Raw genomic sequence first — 15,786 nt, 5'->3', positions numbered from 1 at the left:
CCCTGTCTCGGCGCAGCCACGCAGAACAACCCGGTGCTCAAGGCCTTTTACAACCGCCTGATTGCCAAAGGAAAGGAGCCGAAGGTTGCGCTCGTCGCTTGCATGCGCAAGTTGATCGTCATCCTCAATATCCTGATCGCACGTCGACAGAAATGGGATCCCAGCCGCTACGCCGTCGCCTAATGAGCGCGTCTACATCGCGCTCGATCCTCGACCGAGCGCGATGTAAAGCCAACAGACCGGTGAGCGGGCGGGGTCAAGGCCGTCAGCCGCCGAAGGCGGTGGCGCCCAGCGCCAGCCTTGAGCCCGGCCGATTCACCGGTCTACCTTCAGCACAGTTGCTCTGAGGGCCGGGACGGCGGGAGTTGTAAGTCTGATTTGGGTCAAACGGGAAGCGGAATATTTTTGCGAACAGGACTGGACTACCCAAATCAGATTGATCCGGTTCAACAAATTCGCACCGCCGCGCACACGAGATAGGCGGCATGGTCATCACGATCGATCTAAGAACGGCCGCTTCTGGCACACAGTCGCGGTCTTTGAGCTGGCGCTCCGACGACTTCTAAAGATGGCTACTTGGCAAACGGGTTCTGCCAGCCTCCGCGACCCGTTGGCGCGCGCGGGGGATAGGCGCCCTCGAGATAGTTCAGCACCGTTTCGCGGTCCTTGTCATCGAGCGGCGGCATGTTGTGGCGGCGGATCATCAGTTTGATCGAATCCTCCCACTGCGCGCGCGTCATGCCTTGCTGCGCCACCAGCTTGAACCCATGGCAGGCGGTGCAGGCGTAGAAGGTTTCATCGCGGCCTGTACCTGCAGCAAAATCCTCCGGACTTTCGTCGCGCGGCGTGAAGGTTGTTTGGGCGATGGCCGGCGCTATCCAAAGCAGTCCGGCCAATGCGCGCCACGCGAAGCGCAACATCACCCGACCAGCACGGCGATGCGGTGCATGGCGTTGCCGCCATAGCCTTGCGGATTCCAGAAGCCGGCCAGATGCGGCTGCATCGCTCCCTTTGAATCGGTCGCGCGCGCCCAGATTTCGAAATAGCCGTCGCTCGGCAGCTTCACGGTCGCGGTCCAGCGCTGCCAGTCATATTTGTTTTTCGGCTTTTCCAGCCTGGCCTGCTGCCAGGTCGCGCCGAAATCGGTCGAGACATCCATCTGCCTGACCATGAGATCGCCGGCCCAGGATGCGCCGCGCAGTTTCAGCTCCTTGATGCCGGCCGCGAACTTCGCGCCGTTCGCGGGATTGGTGATGATCGAGCGCACCGGCATCGATTCCAGGATGCGGAAATTCGCCGGGTCGGCCTTGTCGCCGGGCACCATGGGCTTGATGGCGAGGCGATAGGAAAATTCCGTCATGCCGGGGCCGTCGTGCTCCCGGTCGCGGATGGTGATGCGCGTCAGCCATTTCTGCGACGCCGAGCCTGCCCAGCCCGGCACGACCAGGCGCACCGGCCCGCCGTGGATGTTCGGCAACGGCTGGCCGTTCATGCCCCACACGATCATCGTGTTGGGGTCCATCGCCTTTTCGATGCGCACGCCGCGCGAAATGGTCGGCTTGCCGGCATCGCCCGACAGATGCAGATCGGCCGCATAATGCGCCGTGTATTTCGCGCTCGGCTTCAGGCCCGCCGCCTTCAGCAAATCGGCGAGCGGTACGCCGGTCCATTCGGCGCATCCCGCGCCGCCATTGGTCCATTGGTTGCCGCGCGCCGGCGGCGAGAACGCCGCGCGGCCGTTGCCGCCGCACTCCAGCACCATGCGCCGCGTCACGGCCTTGTATTTCGATTTCAGCTCGCCGAGCGTGATCTCGATCTTGTTGTTGACTTCACCGTCGATGGTGATTTTCCAGGCTTCGGGATTTTTCGTCTCCTCGGGTATCTGCCCGTTGTTGCGAATGTAGAATTTATCGATCGGCGTGGTCTCGTCATCGAGCAGGCTTTCAGGCGTCTCGGCGACCAGCGGCCGCTCGCCGAGCACGACGAGCCCCTCGTTCTTGCCGGGAAATTTCAGATGTTGCGGTCCCTTGGACGCGGCGGGCGCGGCGGCCGGAGCAGCCTGCGCGTGGGCTTGAGGAATGCCGCCGCCGTTTCCAGCGAGCGGTAGCGCGCCGCCGATGATGGCCCCTGTCGCAGCCAAGCTCGCGCTGCCCAGAAATCGGCGGCGGCTGCCATCGAAGCTCTTGCCGTTCGGCGGATTTCGCCCGGGTCCCCGCGCCATGGTATTCCTCCCCCTTTATTGCCCGATCCTGCTTTTGGCCGGACTTCCCCGACTCGCGTGAGTATTAGCGTTTTGCGGCCTTGCCGCAAGATCGCCAGAGCAGCCGCTGGCGGGACGGTGCAGACTCATAGCGGACGTCCGCCGACCGCCCTGAATTTATCGGTCCACGCGCTAGCTGTGAAACTTCAGCCCGTCCACGATCTTGTCGATCACCTTGCGCTCGGCGCGCATCGCAAGGCCAACCAGATTGAGTTCGGCGCGAATCATCGCCCTCACCACCTCGCGGATCGAGGCGTAGCTTCAATACCGCGGCAACGAAAGCGCTCCCAAGTCATCAATTCTGGAGAGGAACAGCTTGAGGATCGGCGAGGTATTTGCCTTGCTGTAACCCACAGCCAGATCGATCGTTGGCGCTTCACCCTCCAGCGGACGGCTAACCACGGACCACGGCAGCAGATTTTGCGCATAGGCGGGCATAAGCGCCAACCCGCGGGTGGACGCAACCAAGGACATGGCCATCGCTAAATTGTCCACACCGTGATCCAGTTTGATGTCGAGCCCGCAGCGGCGCAGATAGTCCTCGGTTACGGCGCGCAGCACTGTGGCTTTGTTCGAACCGCCGATGAAGATCTCGCCCACGAATTCCCGCGGGTGAATCGCTTCGCGGCTGGTGAGGCGATGGTCGCTCGGCATCAGGACGATCAGCGGCTCGTGGTCTACCACCTCGTAGCACAGGTCGAAGGTTGGCTCGGCGCGCATGAAGGCCACGTCGAGCCGGCCGCGGACGAGCGCCTCGGCGAGGTCCGGCGAATAGTCGCTCGAGATCGTGACCTGGATGTTCTTCAACTCGTCGCGCAGCACATGCATTGCCCGCGGCAGCCAGTTCATCTCGTGACCGGTTTGGAAGCCGATGGCGAACGTCTTTCTTGCGGGCTGTGCGGTCCTGCGCGCCGTTTCCAGCGCGGCATCGACCTGCGCCAGCGCCAGCCGGGCATGGTCGAGAAAGGCCTGGCCTGCGGCGGTCAATTCGATGCCGTGCACGCTGCGGTTCATCAACTGGACGCCAACTTCGTACTCGAGATCGCGGATTTGGCGGCTGAGAGAAGGCTGCGCCGTATGCAGCCTTTTCTCGGCCGCGAGCGTCAGGCTGCCCTCCTCGGCGACCGCGATGAAATAGCGAAGGTGCCGTAGCTCCATAACGCTTTCCATATCTGCAAGGCATGCCCCCCAGCTTACAAAGTCTTTTTCATGGGCGCCAGTGAAGCCTACATGGCTTTCACGAAAGCACCTGCGACTGCTCTCGGTCTCTAAACCAAGGCGAGAGGGTCCAGTTCCATACTCTGCCGGTAGGGCAGCAAATTGCGAGGATTTACAAATGAGCAACCCAGTAGTGTTGATCACTGGCGCCTTGACCGGCATCGGTCGCGCCGCCGCCGTCGCCTTCGCCAAGAAGGGCGCGAACTTGGTCGTTGCCGGTCGGCGTGATGAGGCCGGCAAGGCGCTCGTTAAGGAGCTGCGCTCTTTCGGTTCGGAGGCCGAGTTCATCAACGCCGACGTCCGCAAGGAGGATGACGTCCGCGCTCTGGTCGACCAGACCGTCGCACGGTTTGGCCGTCTCGATGTCGCGGTGAACAATGCCGGCACCGAAGGCCAGGTTGGCCCGATCACGAACCAGACCGCGGAAAGCTATGCCGCGACGTTCGACACGAATGTTCTAGGCGTGATCCTGAGCATGAAGCACGAAGTGCGCGTCATGCAAGGACAGGGCAGCGGTAGCATTATCAACATCTCCTCGACCTACGGGCACGAGGGTGGAGCGGGGGCCTCTGTCTACGTCGGCAGCAAGCATGCCGTCGAAGGCATCACCAAGTCGGTGGCGCTCGAGATCGCCAAGTCGGGAATTCGTGTGAACGGCGTGGCGCCCGGTCCTACGGACACCGGCATGTTGACCCGTTTTACGGGCACGCCGGAGAACAAGGCGGCTCTGGTGACGAGTGTTCCGATGGGTCGCCTCGGGCTCTCCGAGGAGCTTGCCAACGCGATCGTCTTCATCGCGTCGGACGAAGCTTCATACATCACCGGCCACGTCCTCAATGTCGACGGCGGTAAAACCGCTAACTGATCCTGTCCGGGCCCGGAGGTTTGCTCCGCGCCCGGACAAGGGGCGGTCTCACCCATGCACCCTTGTCGCAGCGTTCGCTGCGTCCGGACGCCGCCCGCTTTCGACCGCTTCGTTGCGCACCGCGGGTGTGGACCGGCAGTACTCGTGACACGAGACCCATGCCGGACTTGAGGCCCGAGAGTTCCTCTGGAACGACAGATTACCGTTCACATGCTGGGGAGGCGACGACGAGCGTAGCTTCACGTTGCACACTCTCACCCACAGGCAGGGTGAACTGAACGGTCGCGCCGGGGCCGGCAGTGCGAGAGACCCATATCCGTCCCCCGTGAGCTTCGACGATCGAACGGCAGATCGATAGTCCCATGCCCATGCCGCCGGGCTTGGTCGTGTAAAATGCGTCGAACAGGTGGTCAAAACTCTCCGGGTTCAGTCCCGGGCCGGAATCCTGCACGGCGACGAGCACCCCGCTCGATCCATCTTTCCCGCTGCCGATCAGCAACTCTCGCGACCCCTCGCTGATGCCGCTCATCGCTTCGACAGCGTTGATGATCAAGTTAAGGATCACTTGCTGCAGTTGGACTCGATCTCCTTGAATGGGCGGCAAGCCGGCCGCGAGTTGCGTCTGCAACGAGACGCTGTTCTTGACCACTTCGCCATGGGTCAGGGCAATGACCTCAAGGATCGCTTCGTTGATCTCCAAGCCATCCTTCCGCGGCGGCACCTTCTTGATGAGGGCGCGTATCCGGCCGATAACGTCGCCGGCTCGATTGCCGTCCTTGATAATCTCATCGAGGGAGTGCCGAATTTCCTCCAGATCAGGAGGTTGGCCGCCAAGCCAGCGCAAAGCCGCTTCGGCGTTGGTGACCACTCCGGCGATCGGCTGGTTGACTTCATGCGCAATCGAGGCCGCAAGCTGCCCCATCGTCGTGACGCGATTGACGTGCGCGAGCTCTGTCTGCGCCTCGCGCAACGCTTCCGAGGCCATCATCAGTTGGCTGGTCCGTTCCACGACACGTTGTTCGAGTTCCTCATTGAGCCGCTTGATTTCGGCCTTGGCTTGCTTGTGCCCGGCGGTCTCGATGACGTCCCAACTCCCATGTCGCTTTGCCAGGGCAAACTGGTGTGTACGCACCACATCCAGGATTTCGACAGCTCCGCAGGCCGCAAGTGGGTACGTGCACAGCACGGCCAAGCGCTGATTGGCGACAGCTTCGTTGAGACCCTCTTCGTATTCGCAGAAGTCTTTCCAGTCCTTCTTTTCCAACCAGGCCGTATCCCCGGTCACTCTCACGCCGGCGTAACCTCTGGCCGATGCGCGAGCGAGTTTCTCATGCCAACGGCCTGTTACTCTCTTGAGATCAAACGTGCCACCCTGCAGATACCAGTCGCGGGCTGAGACAATTTCTATACTGGGATCCGCGAGGTATCGATCAAGGTCAGGCACCGCGTCTTTCAGCGCATCTATGGCTTCTTCGATCGTCAAGGGCTCGGCAACAACCCACAGGCAGAACTCCCCGCTCTCCAATCCAGTCTTGCAGTATGAGATCAACGTGCCGAGGAGATCCTCTTTTGTCTCGTAGAAGAGACAAAAGTGGGTGCCCCAGGGCATGTCGCCAACGATGTCGATTCCGGTTTTGCGCGTCTCGGGTGCCATCGCGGTCATCCCCAATTTTCAGCTTGGGACTGTTGCCGGATTTGCCGCCAATGTTGTGGAGAGACACAATGCGTGCCGGCCATCCGCGAATGGGATCAGGTTCGGTCCGCGGCAATGTTCGTTAGACCGTGCGATCTCTGCCGTTCAACATGGAGTTATTTATCAAAAGACGTCGCTTTTGTCCACCGACGCCCGTGGCAGATGAGGCGCCAAGGCTCCTGTTCGTTGCTCGAAGGCCAATTGCGTAGCGTCCTTTGCTGAGAACTGATCTTGATGCGGTGTTGGAATGCCGCTTCTACCGCGCGCCGGCGGATATCCCGTCATGCGCGACACCGCCTCCCCTCACTACGCAAGGCATGAGGCTCGACCCCCTTCGGGGAAAAAGTTTTCCCCTGATGGAACATCGCGTCATTTCGCCGCGCTGCGGAATTTGATCATGATCCGATCAGATTGAATCGGATCATGATCTCATCTCTTTGTTTGAGCATGATCTCCTCGCAAACGCCTGGGCGTTTGTCGCGGGGGAAAACCGGTTCCCACTTTTCCGGATTATGCTCTAGGACCGCCGCGCGGCCTCGAGCGCCTGCGGCGTGTCGATATCGAGAAAGGCGCCGTGGCCTTCGACCGGCACCTCGGCCACCGCCTCACTGTGCTTCTCGATCAGATGCCGGGCACCGATGTCGCCGTCGAGCGTCATCAATTCGCTAAAGAACCGCCGCGACCACAGCACCGGATTACCGCGCCTACCATCGCTGACGGGCACCGCGATCAGATTGCCGCGATCCGGCGCAAAGGCTTCGATCAACCGGTCGATCAGATGCGCAGAGATCAGCGGCATATCGCCGAGACAGATCACCGCACCATCGGCGTTGGCCGGCACCGCGGCGATGCCGGCCTTCACGGAGCTGGCCAGCCCTTCCGCGAAATCGGGGTTGCGCACGAATTTCACTTTAAGGCCCAGCAGGGCTTTCTCGACCTGCTCGGCCTGGTGACCGGTCACGACAATCACATCCGACGCCTGCGACGCCAGCACCTGCTCGGTCACGATTCGGACCAGCGGCATGCCGCCGAGTTCGGCCAACAGCTTGTTGGGACCGCCCATCCGGGTGGAGCGCCCGGCTGCGAGAATGACCGCGGCGATATTGCGGTTGCTGTCGGTGGCAAGACTCTCGCGCGGCTGCGGCCGCGTGACGATTTCCATCAACAGCCCGCCAACACCCATGCCGGTGAGTTCGGCGCGGGTGACCTTGAGGCCTGCGAGCAAACGCATCAGCACCCAATCAAAACCGTTCTCGACCGGCGAGCGGGCGCATCCCGGCGCGCCCAGCACCGGCACGCCGCCGGCATTGCCGATCAGAAGCAGGTTTCCGGGATCGACCGGCATGCCGAAATGCTCGATGGCGCCGCCGATGCCTGCGATGGCCGCCGGAATCACGTCGCGCCGGTCGGCAATCGCCGAGGCGCCGAATACGATCACCAGTTCCGCGCCGAGACCGAGCAATTCCTTGATCGCGGCCGCCAGCGCGCCCTCATCATGAGGGACGCGGCGCTCGGCCATGATCGTGGCGCCCGCAGGCGCCAGCCGCTCCACCGTCACCCGCAAGGTCTTCTCCACCACCTTCGACGCCAGACCCGGCAGCAATGTCGAGACGATGCCGACGCGCTTGATGACGTAGGGCGCGATCCGCAACGCACCGCCGCCGGCTGCCGCCGCCACCGCGGCATCGCGCAGCTTCGCCTCGACTCCGAACGGAATGAGCTTGACGGTTGCAACCATCTCGCCTTCGACCACCGGCTTGAAGGCGGCGAGCGTTGCGAAGGTGATGGCTTCATCGACGCCGTTGATGCGATCGACTTTCGCGCGGTCGACCACCAGCACGCCGGCCTTGGTCGCGAACAAATTGGCGCGGCCGGTAAAGGCGCGTTCGACATGGATGCCATCGCCGGCGACGGCCCGGGCGATGCTGGCTGCCGCAACATCTTCGGAAACGTCGCCTTCTTCAAGCCGCACCACGACGATTTCCTTGACGCCGGCGCGGGTCAGTGTCTCCACTTCGGCGGGGCCGATCGTGGTACCTTTCTTGAGCACCAGCGAACCCTGCCGCAGCGTATGAACGGTGACGCCACCGATCGCGTCAGCCGGACTGGCGGGACCGAACTTCATGCCGCGGCTTCTTTCGGCAGCCGCAGCTGCGCGGTGATCTCGGCCATGATCGCCACCGCGATCTCGGACGGCGAGACTGCGCCGATCGGCAGGCCAATCGGCGCGTGAATGCGGGCGATATCGCTATCCTTTGCGCCCTGCGCCGTGAGGCGTTCGCCGCGCTTGGCGTGGGTCTTTCGCGAGCCCAGCGCGCCGATATAGAAGCAGTCGCGCTCGAAGGCGTGCAGCAGCGCCGGATCGTCGATCTTGGGATCGTGCGTCAGCGCCACGAACGCCGTGTAGTGATCGATGTTGAGCGGCGGCAGCGCCACGTCAGGCCATTCCGCAATCAGCGGCACATCCGGAAATCGTTCGGGGCTGGCAAAGGCGGTGCGCGGATCCACTACCGTCACGTCATAGTCCAGCGAGCGTGCCAGCGGTGCCAAGGCCTGGCTGATATGAACGGCGCCGACGATGACGAGCTTGGCGGTCGGCGCGTAGACGTTGAGAAACAATTTCTTGCCGGCGGCCTCGATCATGCCGCTCTTGCCCATCCGCAATTGCTTTGCGAGATCGGAGCGGAGCGGATCAGTTGCGATGTCGGCGGCCTTGACCAGCCGCTGCTCGCCATTGGCGGTATCGGTGACCACAATCACCGGCCGCCGCGCGGCGCGCTCGACATTAACTTGCGCAAGCGTCTCAAGCTTCACGATTACCCGACCTTCTCGACAAACACGCGGATGGTGCCGCCGCACGACAAGCCGACATTCCACGCGGTCTCGTCGGCGACGCCGAATTCCAGCATCCTCGGCTTGCCGCTCGCGATCACATCGAGCGCTTCGGTGACGACCGCGCCCTCGACGCAGCCGCCGGAAACCGAACCCAGAAACGTGCCGTCATCGTTGATCACGAGGCTCGAGCCGGCGGGCCGCGGCGCCGAGCCCCAGGTTTCCACCACGGTCGCCAGCGCCACGCCGTGGCCGGCCTTCTGCCAGTCCTCAGCCGCTTTGAGAATGTCTTCGTCGCGATTGAGCATGGGAGCCTCTTTCAAGCTGCGGAGCGGATCAGGCTGCGGTGATGCGGCGGCGGCACGGAGGAAAGTGCTGCGATCAGCCCCTCGATTGAACTCAAATTATGTACCGGGCGGAATTCGTCAACGTGCGGCAGCATCATTTTGATGCCCTGCGCCTTGGCCTCGAAGCCGCCATAGCGCAACAGCGGATTGAGCCAGATCAGGCGGCGGCAGGATCTGTGCAGCCGGTCCATTTCGAACGCCAGTTTTGCGTCCGCCTCGCGCTCCAGGCCGTCCGAAATCAGAAGCACGATCGCGCCCTGCCCGAGCACCCGCCGGCCCCACAATTTGTTGAAGGTGTGCAGCGAGGTACCGATGCGGGTGCCGCCGGCCCAGTCCTCCACCGCCGACGAACAGCTTGCCAGCGCCTCGTCGGGATCGCGCGCGCGCAGCGCCCGCGTCACATTGGTCAGCCGGGTGCCGAACAGAAACACCGACACACGCTTGCGCGCGTCGGTGATGGCATGCAAGAAATGCAGGAACAGCCGGGTATATTCGCTCATCGAACCGGATATATCGAGCAAAGCCACGATCGGCGCCGGCTTGTCGATCCGCCCGAGGCGATGGATATCGATGATGTCGCCGCCGGTGCGCAAGGAGCCGCGCAGGGTGCGGCGCATATCCAGCCGCAAGCCCCGCGCGTCAGGCTGATAGCGGCGGGTGCGCAATTCGGCCTGCGGCAATTTCATGTTCGCAATGGCGCGCGTGACTTGCGCGATTTCGGCCGCGCTCATCTGCGCGAAATCCTTCTTCTGCAGCACTTCCCTGTCGGACACCGACAGCCTGAGTTCCTGCTCCTGGGCCTGCGGCGTTTCGCTCATGTGCGGTTGCGACAGCGCCTCCTGCACGCGGCGCGAGGCCGGTGGTGGTTTCTTTTTGGCGTGATCCGGCAGCGGCACCGAATCCAGCATGTGCTTCCAGTCCTCGGCGGCGCGGAAGAACAGGTCGAAGGCTTGCGCGAAAATCAGCGCATGCTCATGACGCTTGACGAAGATGGCTTCCAGCGTCGTGAACACGTCGGCGCGGCTGCCGATCTCGATCAGGCGCAGCGCCTGTAGCGCATCGATGACAGCCCCCGGCCCGACCGGAATCCCGGCAGCGCGCAGCGCGCGGGCAAAGCCGATGACATTGTCGGCGATCAGGCCGGTTGGAGGAGCGAGGTGATCAATGGCCATCGGACAACTCTACCTTCGTCATTCCGGGATGGTTCGAGGGACCAGACCGGAATCTCGAGATTCCGGGTTCGACGCTAACGCGTCGCCCCGGAATGACGACAACTAATTCTTCTCGTTCGTCGCCTCTTTCAAAACCTTCTGCAGCGCCTCGCCCTGCATCCGCGCGATGTCGTCCTGGTACTTCAATAACGCGCCGAGTGTATCGCCCACCACCTGCGGCGTCAGCGAGCGGGCGTCGAGTTCGGTCAGCGCCGTGGCCCAGTCGATGGTCTCGGCAACGCCTGGCGACTTGTAAAAATCCTGCTCGCGAAGCGCCTGCACGAAATCGACAACCTGCTGCGACAGTTTTGCGGAGATACCGGGTACGCGCGATTTGACGATCGCGAGCTCCCGCTCGGCCGAGGGATAATCAACCCAGTGATATAGACAGCGGCGCTTCAGCGCGTCGTGAATTTCACGGGTGCGGTTCGAGGTGATGATGACGATCGGCGGCTGCGGTGCTTTCACGGTGCCGAGTTCGGGTATCGTCACCTGGAAATCACTGAGAATTTCCAGAAGAAAGGCTTCGAACGCCTCGTCGGCGCGGTCGAGCTCGTCGATCAAGAGAACCGGCGCGCCGGCCACGTCCGGCTCCAGCGCCTGCAGCAACGGCCGCTTGATCAGGTAGCGCTCGGCGAAAATATCGGATGATAACTGATCGCGATCGGTGTCGCCGGCGGCTTCCGCAAGCCGGATCGCGATCATCTGCGCCGCACTATTCCACTCATAGACCGCGGAGGCGACGTCGAGGCCTTCGTAGCACTGCAGCCGAATGAGTTTTCGTCCCAGCGCAGCCGACAGCACCTTGGCTATCTCGGTCTTGCCGACGCCGGCCTCGCCTTCGAGAAACAGCGGCCGCCCCATCCGCAGCGACAGATAGGTCACCGTCGCCAGCGAGCGCTCCGCGAGATAGCCGCGCGAGGTCAGGAGTTCGAGCATCGCATCGACGGAAGAAGGCGACGCCGATGCAATCATGGGAAAGCCAGCCTTGATGCCGCAGGAATTCGCAATGTCACGCTTTGGCGTTCGCGGCTTCGGCGGCGCGCTGCGCCAGCACCGCGATCAGATGCGCGCGATATTCGGCGCTGCCATGCAGATCGCTGTTCAACCCTTCCGCCGGCACCGTCAGCCCGTCGAGCACCTTGTGCGAGAAGCGCTTCTTCAAGGCCTCTTCGAACGCGGTGACGCGGAACACACCTTCGGAGCCGGCGCCGGTGACGGCGACACGCACATCCGACGGACGCTTGGCCACGAACACGCCGACCAGCGCGTAGCGCGAGGCCTGATTGCGGAATTTGACGTAAGCCGCCTTCTTCGGCACCGGGAACATCACCTTGGTGATGATCTCGTCGCTCTCGAGCGCGGTCGTGAACAGCCCCTGGAAAAATTCTTCGGGTTTCAGGCGGCGCTTGTTGGTGACGATGGTCGCGCCGAGCGCAAGAACCGCCGCGGGATAATCGGCGGTAGGATCGTTGTTGGCGAGCGAGCCGCCGATGGTGCCCTTGTGGCGCACCGCGGGATCGCCGATCATGCCCGCGAGTTCGGCGAGCGCCGGGATCGCCTCGCCGACGATGGCCGAAGCCGCGACATCGGCATGCTTTGCGGTGGCGCCGATCACCAGCGAACGGCCCTTCATCTCGATAGAATCGAGCCCCTCGATGTGGGACAGATCGACCAGATGCGGCGGACTGGCGAGCCGCTGCTTCATCACAGGCAGCAAGGTATGGCCGCCGGCGATCACCTTGGCGTCTTCATTCTTGACCAAGAGATTGGCGGCCTGCCGCACGGTCGCCGGACGATGATATTTGAATTCGTACATGAGGTATTCCTAACCGCCGTGCGCTGACATCAGTTACGCGAGATCGGAGTTCGCCATCGCCTTGGCGCCGGCCGCGATCGATTGAACGATGTTCTGATAGCCGGTGCAGCGGCAGAGATTGCCTTCGAGCTCTTCGCGGATGGTGTGGTCGCTGAGATCATGGCCCTTGCGGTGGACGATATCGACCGCTGCCATGATCATGCCGGGCGTGCAGAAACCGCATTGCAGGCCGTGATGCTCGCGGAACGCCTCCTGCATCGGATGCAGCGGCGCGCCGTCGGGGGCGAGGCCCTCGATGGTCTTGACCTCGTGCCCGTCAGCCATGACCGCAAGCGTGGTACAGGACTTGACCGCCTTGCCGTCGAGATGCACGACGCAGGCACCGCATTGCGAGGTGTCGCAGCCGACATGGGTGCCGGTCAGCCGCAGATTTTCGCGCAGAAACTGCACCAATAATGTGCGGGAGTCGACATTGGCATTGACGGGATTGCCGTTCACGATCAGGGAAATCTTGGCCATTCAGCACTCTCTTCGTCTGCACCGCTGCGTTGCACAGCCGCAGAGTCATTAAAATCATTCCAAAGCCATAATATGGGCCATCCCGGCAATGAGCAACCTCGCCTGGGGCATAGCTTGATATGACTTAGCAGGATCCGACAAGAATTAGCTTTGCACCGCCTTGGCGAAATTTGCGAAAAACTCATCGGCCAGCTTCTTGGCCGAACCGTTGATCAACCGCTGACCGAGCTGGGCGAGCTTGCCGCCGATCTGCGCCTCGACGTCGTAGCTCAGCAAAGTGCCGCCGTCCTTTTCGGCCAGCGCCACCGTCGCGCCGCCCTTGGCGAAGCCGGCAACACCGCCCTCGCCTTCGCCCGAGATCTTGTAGCCGTTCGGCGGATCGAGATCGCTCAGCGTGACCCGGCCTTTGAAGCGGGCCGACACCGGCCCGACCTTCATCTTGGCGACCGCACGGAAGCTGTTCTCGTCGGTTTTCTCCAATTCCTCGCAGCCGGGGATGCAGGCCTTGAGCACTTCCGGATCGTTCAATTTGGTCCACACGGCCTCGCGCGGCGCCGCAAGCTGGACTTCACCATTCATCGTCATGGCCATGGGGTGCCTCCGGATCGCTTCGCCTGTTGCCCCCAAGTAAAGCACGCCCGACCGAAAAGGAAGGGCACAGGGAGCATTTTCCGGGAAGTGGAAACCGGTTTGCAGAAAGAAAATGCTCGTTCTAGGGTGCGCGTATTCTTATCGCAAAACCGGTGCCCACTTTTGCGGAATGCGCGCGAGAATGAGCGATGTATATTCGCAGCGCAACAAGCTTCCGTGAAAGCTTCGGGGATTGGCAGAGGCCGGCGGGGATGGTTAGGTCGGCCGCATCATGAGCACGTCTCTCTCGCCCCTGCTCGCTCCCATGCTGTCGAGTGCCGCCATGCGCGTCGTCTGCGACGATGTGGCATGCCTCCAGCACATGCTTGATTTTGAAGCAGCGCTCGCGCGCGCGCAGGCGGCGACCGGCGTGATCCCCGCAGGCGCGGTGAGCCCGATTGAAAAAGCCTGCAAGGCCTCTTCGTTCGATCTCACGGCGCTGGCTGAAGCTGCGACACGCTCCGGCAACCTCGCTATACCCCTCGTCAAGGCGCTCACCGCTGACGTCGCCACGGCCGACGCTGATGCCGCGCGCTATGTGCATTGGGGCGCCACCAGCCAGGACGTGATCGATACCGCCACCATGCTGAGCTTGCGCGCCGCCATCGATGCGCTGCTCGCGGATCTCGATCGCGCCATCATAGGCTTTGCCAGGCTGGCGCGGCAGCATCGCGATACTGCTGTCGTCGCCCGCACATGGCTACAGCATGCACTGCCGATGCCGTTCGGGCTGAAGCTCGCGGAATATGCCGCCGCATTGCATCGCTCCCGCACGCGGTTAAGACGATTGCGCAGCGAGGGGCTGGCGCTGCAGTTCGGCGGCGCCGCGGGGACGCTCGCGGCGCTGGGCGACAAGGGACTGCTGGTCGCGGAGCGGCTCGCGCAAGAGCTCAGGCTGCCGCTGCCGGATGCGCCGTGGCATACTCATCGCGACCGTATCGCCGAGGCTGCCTCGGTGTTTGCGATTCTTGCCGGAACCTGCGGCAAGATCGCCCGCGACATACAACTGATGATGCAGACCGACGTCGCCGAGGCATTCGAACCCTCGGGCGAAGGCCGCGGCGGTTCGTCGACCATGCCGCACAAGCGCAATCCCGTCGCCGCGGCAACCGCGCTTGCCGCAGCGACCATGGCGCCGGGCCTGGCTGCGACGATTTTTGCTGCCCAGGTGCAGGATCACGAGCGCAGCGCCGGACCATGGCACGCGGAATGGCCGACATTGCCGACGCTGCAGCTCGTCACGTCAGGCGCACTCGCGGCCATTGTCGACATTGCCGAAGGGCTGGAAGTCGATGCTGCGCGCATGCGCGTCAATCTCGACGCTACCCACGGGTTGATCATGGCCGAAGCGGTGATGATGGCGCTGGCCGAAAAGATCGGCAAGAGCGAGGCGCATCATCTGCTGGAGGCTGCAAGCAAACAGGCCATCACGGAGAAAACACATCTGCGCGATGTGCTGACGAAGGATCCAAAGGTCGCCGCCCATCTTGACGCAGCCAGACTGACAAAACTGTTCGAACCGATGGCCTATCAGGGCGCCTCGCAGACCCTGATCGATCGGCTGCTCGCTTCGCTCGACAACAAATAAAGCGGAGGTTTAGAGCCCATGCCGATGATCGATGCCGACGGTTGCCTGCTCAACGTATCCGTCGAAGGCCGCGACGGCGGGCCGACCCTGATGCTGTCGAATTCGCTGGGCTGCAGCTTGCAGATGTGGGAACCGCAGATGAAGGCGCTCACGCAGCTGTTTCGCGTGATCCGCTACGACCGGCGCGGTCATGGCAAATCCAGCGTGCCGCCCGGCCCCTATTCGATGGAGCGCTTCGGCCGCGACGTGCTGGCGATCCTCGACGATCTCAACATCGAGAAGGTGCACTGGTGCGGGCTATCGATGGGCGGCATGGTCGGACAGTGGCTCGGCGCCAACGCACCAGAGCGATTCGGCAAGATCATTCTCTCGAATACCAGCTGCTACTATCCCGATCCGACCAATTGGCTCAATCGGATCAAGGCGGTGAAAGAGGGCGGCATCGCGTCGGTGGCCGACACCGTCATCGCGGGCTGGCTGACGGCGGACTTCCGCGAACGCGAGCCGCAGATCGCTGCGAACATGAAGGCGATGCTGACAGCTTCACCCGTGCAGGGCTATCTCGCCTGCTGCGAGGCGCTGAGCACGCTCGATCAGCGCGACCTCTTGCCGAAAATCAAAAGCCCGACGCTGGTGATCGCCGGGCGCCACGACATCGCGACGCCGATCGCGGCCGGCGAGTTCATCCGCAGCCAGATTCCCGGCGCGAGCCTGACGATTCTCGACGCCGCGCATATTTCCAATGTCGAACAGCCGCACGCCTTCAGCGAAGCCGTGATCGGCTTCCTGACGCAGCGCTAGACG

15 protein-coding genes and 2 pseudogenes are annotated in these 15,786 nt (G+C 62.8%); 4 read left to right on the top strand and 13 right to left on the bottom strand.

Annotated features, from left to right (window positions below):
• Positions 1 to 183 (top strand): annotated as a pseudogene (locus N554_RS40970) (IS110 family transposase); the annotation flags it as partial.
• A gap of 389 nt (positions 184 to 572) precedes the next feature.
• Here N554_RS40970 and N554_RS0112745 read toward each other — a convergent pair.
• From N554_RS0112745 to N554_RS0112730, 4 genes and pseudogenes are all read right to left on the bottom strand, one after another.
• Complete coding sequence (locus N554_RS0112745) at positions 573 to 920, bottom strand: cytochrome c (RefSeq protein WP_029583817.1); 348 nt, start codon at positions 918 to 920, stop codon at positions 573 to 575.
• Positions 920 to 2,221 (bottom strand): sulfite oxidase, encoded by a 1,302-nt coding sequence (locus tag N554_RS0112740; RefSeq protein ID WP_051677469.1) that lies wholly within the window; start codon positions 2,219 to 2,221, stop codon positions 920 to 922. The genes N554_RS0112745 and N554_RS0112740 overlap by 1 nt, the downstream gene beginning before the upstream one ends.
• Positions 2,222 to 2,392: 171 nt before the next feature.
• Positions 2,393 to 2,515 (bottom strand): annotated as a pseudogene (locus tag N554_RS39875) (DUF2000 domain-containing protein); the annotation flags it as partial.
• A 6-nt stretch (positions 2,516 to 2,521) separates the two neighbouring features.
• The gene (locus N554_RS0112730; RefSeq protein ID WP_371259484.1) at positions 2,522 to 3,640 is read right to left on the bottom strand and encodes a LysR family transcriptional regulator; all 1,119 of its coding nucleotides are present in this window, start codon (positions 3,638 to 3,640) and stop codon (positions 2,522 to 2,524) included.
• Here N554_RS0112730 and N554_RS0112725 point away from each other — a divergent pair.
• The gene (locus N554_RS0112725; RefSeq protein ID WP_029583814.1) at positions 3,597 to 4,343 is read left to right on the top strand and encodes an SDR family NAD(P)-dependent oxidoreductase; all 747 of its coding nucleotides are present in this window, start codon (positions 3,597 to 3,599) and stop codon (positions 4,341 to 4,343) included. The genes N554_RS0112730 and N554_RS0112725 overlap by 44 nt on opposite strands.
• A gap of 199 nt (positions 4,344 to 4,542) precedes the next feature.
• Here the strand turns inward: N554_RS0112725 and N554_RS42995 are convergent, their stop codons facing one another.
• From N554_RS42995 to N554_RS0112680, 9 genes are all read right to left on the bottom strand, one after another.
• Complete coding sequence (locus N554_RS42995; RefSeq protein ID WP_029583813.1) at positions 4,543 to 6,006, bottom strand: MEDS domain-containing protein; 1,464 nt, start codon at positions 6,004 to 6,006, stop codon at positions 4,543 to 4,545.
• A gap of 547 nt (positions 6,007 to 6,553) precedes the next feature.
• Complete coding sequence (locus N554_RS0112715) at positions 6,554 to 8,161, bottom strand: NTP transferase domain-containing protein (RefSeq protein WP_029583812.1); 1,608 nt, start codon at positions 8,159 to 8,161, stop codon at positions 6,554 to 6,556.
• Positions 8,158 to 8,850 carry an XdhC family protein gene (locus N554_RS0112710; RefSeq protein WP_029583811.1) on the bottom strand — a complete coding sequence of 231 codons (693 nt, stop codon included), beginning with the start codon at positions 8,848 to 8,850 and terminating at the stop codon, positions 8,158 to 8,160. Before N554_RS0112710 ends, N554_RS0112715 begins: the two co-directional genes overlap by 4 nt.
• A gap of 2 nt (positions 8,851 to 8,852) precedes the next feature.
• Positions 8,853 to 9,176, bottom strand: a complete 324-nt coding sequence (locus N554_RS0112705; RefSeq protein WP_029583810.1) for an XdhC family protein — start codon at positions 9,174 to 9,176, stop codon at positions 8,853 to 8,855.
• A gap of 11 nt (positions 9,177 to 9,187) precedes the next feature.
• Entirely contained in the window at positions 9,188 to 10,387 is a 1,200-nt protein-coding gene (locus tag N554_RS0112700; protein ID WP_029583809.1) for a vWA domain-containing protein, read from the bottom strand.
• A 102-nt stretch (positions 10,388 to 10,489) separates the two neighbouring features.
• Positions 10,490 to 11,401, bottom strand: a complete 912-nt coding sequence (locus N554_RS0112695) for an AAA family ATPase (protein ID WP_029583808.1) — start codon at positions 11,399 to 11,401, stop codon at positions 10,490 to 10,492.
• A gap of 37 nt (positions 11,402 to 11,438) precedes the next feature.
• Positions 11,439 to 12,245: an FAD binding domain-containing protein gene (locus N554_RS0112690; protein WP_029583807.1), complete on the bottom strand. Its 807-nt coding sequence runs from the start codon at positions 12,243 to 12,245 to the stop codon at positions 11,439 to 11,441.
• Between the two features lie 33 nt (positions 12,246 to 12,278).
• The gene (locus N554_RS0112685; RefSeq protein ID WP_029583806.1) at positions 12,279 to 12,764 is read right to left on the bottom strand and encodes a (2Fe-2S)-binding protein; all 486 of its coding nucleotides are present in this window, start codon (positions 12,762 to 12,764) and stop codon (positions 12,279 to 12,281) included.
• 144 nt (positions 12,765 to 12,908) lie between these two features.
• On the bottom strand, positions 12,909 to 13,355 hold the full coding sequence (locus N554_RS0112680; protein ID WP_029583805.1) for a CoxG family protein: 447 nt from the start codon (positions 13,353 to 13,355) through the stop codon (positions 12,909 to 12,911).
• Positions 13,356 to 13,626: 271 nt separating this feature from the next.
• On the opposite strand from N554_RS0112680, the gene N554_RS0112675 reads away from it, so the two are divergent.
• Both N554_RS0112675 and pcaD read left to right on the top strand, forming a co-directional pair.
• A complete protein-coding gene (locus N554_RS0112675; protein ID WP_029583804.1) occupies positions 13,627 to 14,982 on the top strand; it encodes a 3-carboxy-cis,cis-muconate cycloisomerase in 1,356 nt (451 codons plus the stop codon).
• An 18-nt stretch (positions 14,983 to 15,000) separates the two neighbouring features.
• Positions 15,001 to 15,783 (top strand): 3-oxoadipate enol-lactonase, encoded by a 783-nt coding sequence (pcaD, locus tag N554_RS0112670; protein WP_029583803.1) that lies wholly within the window; start codon positions 15,001 to 15,003, stop codon positions 15,781 to 15,783.
• Positions 15,784 to 15,786 lie beyond the last annotated feature (3 nt).

Source organism: Bradyrhizobium sp. URHD0069, assembly GCF_000701345.1.
Classification (GTDB): Bacteria; Pseudomonadota; Alphaproteobacteria; order Rhizobiales; family Xanthobacteraceae; genus Bradyrhizobium.
This window is presented reverse-complemented; position numbering and strand designations above follow the sequence as displayed.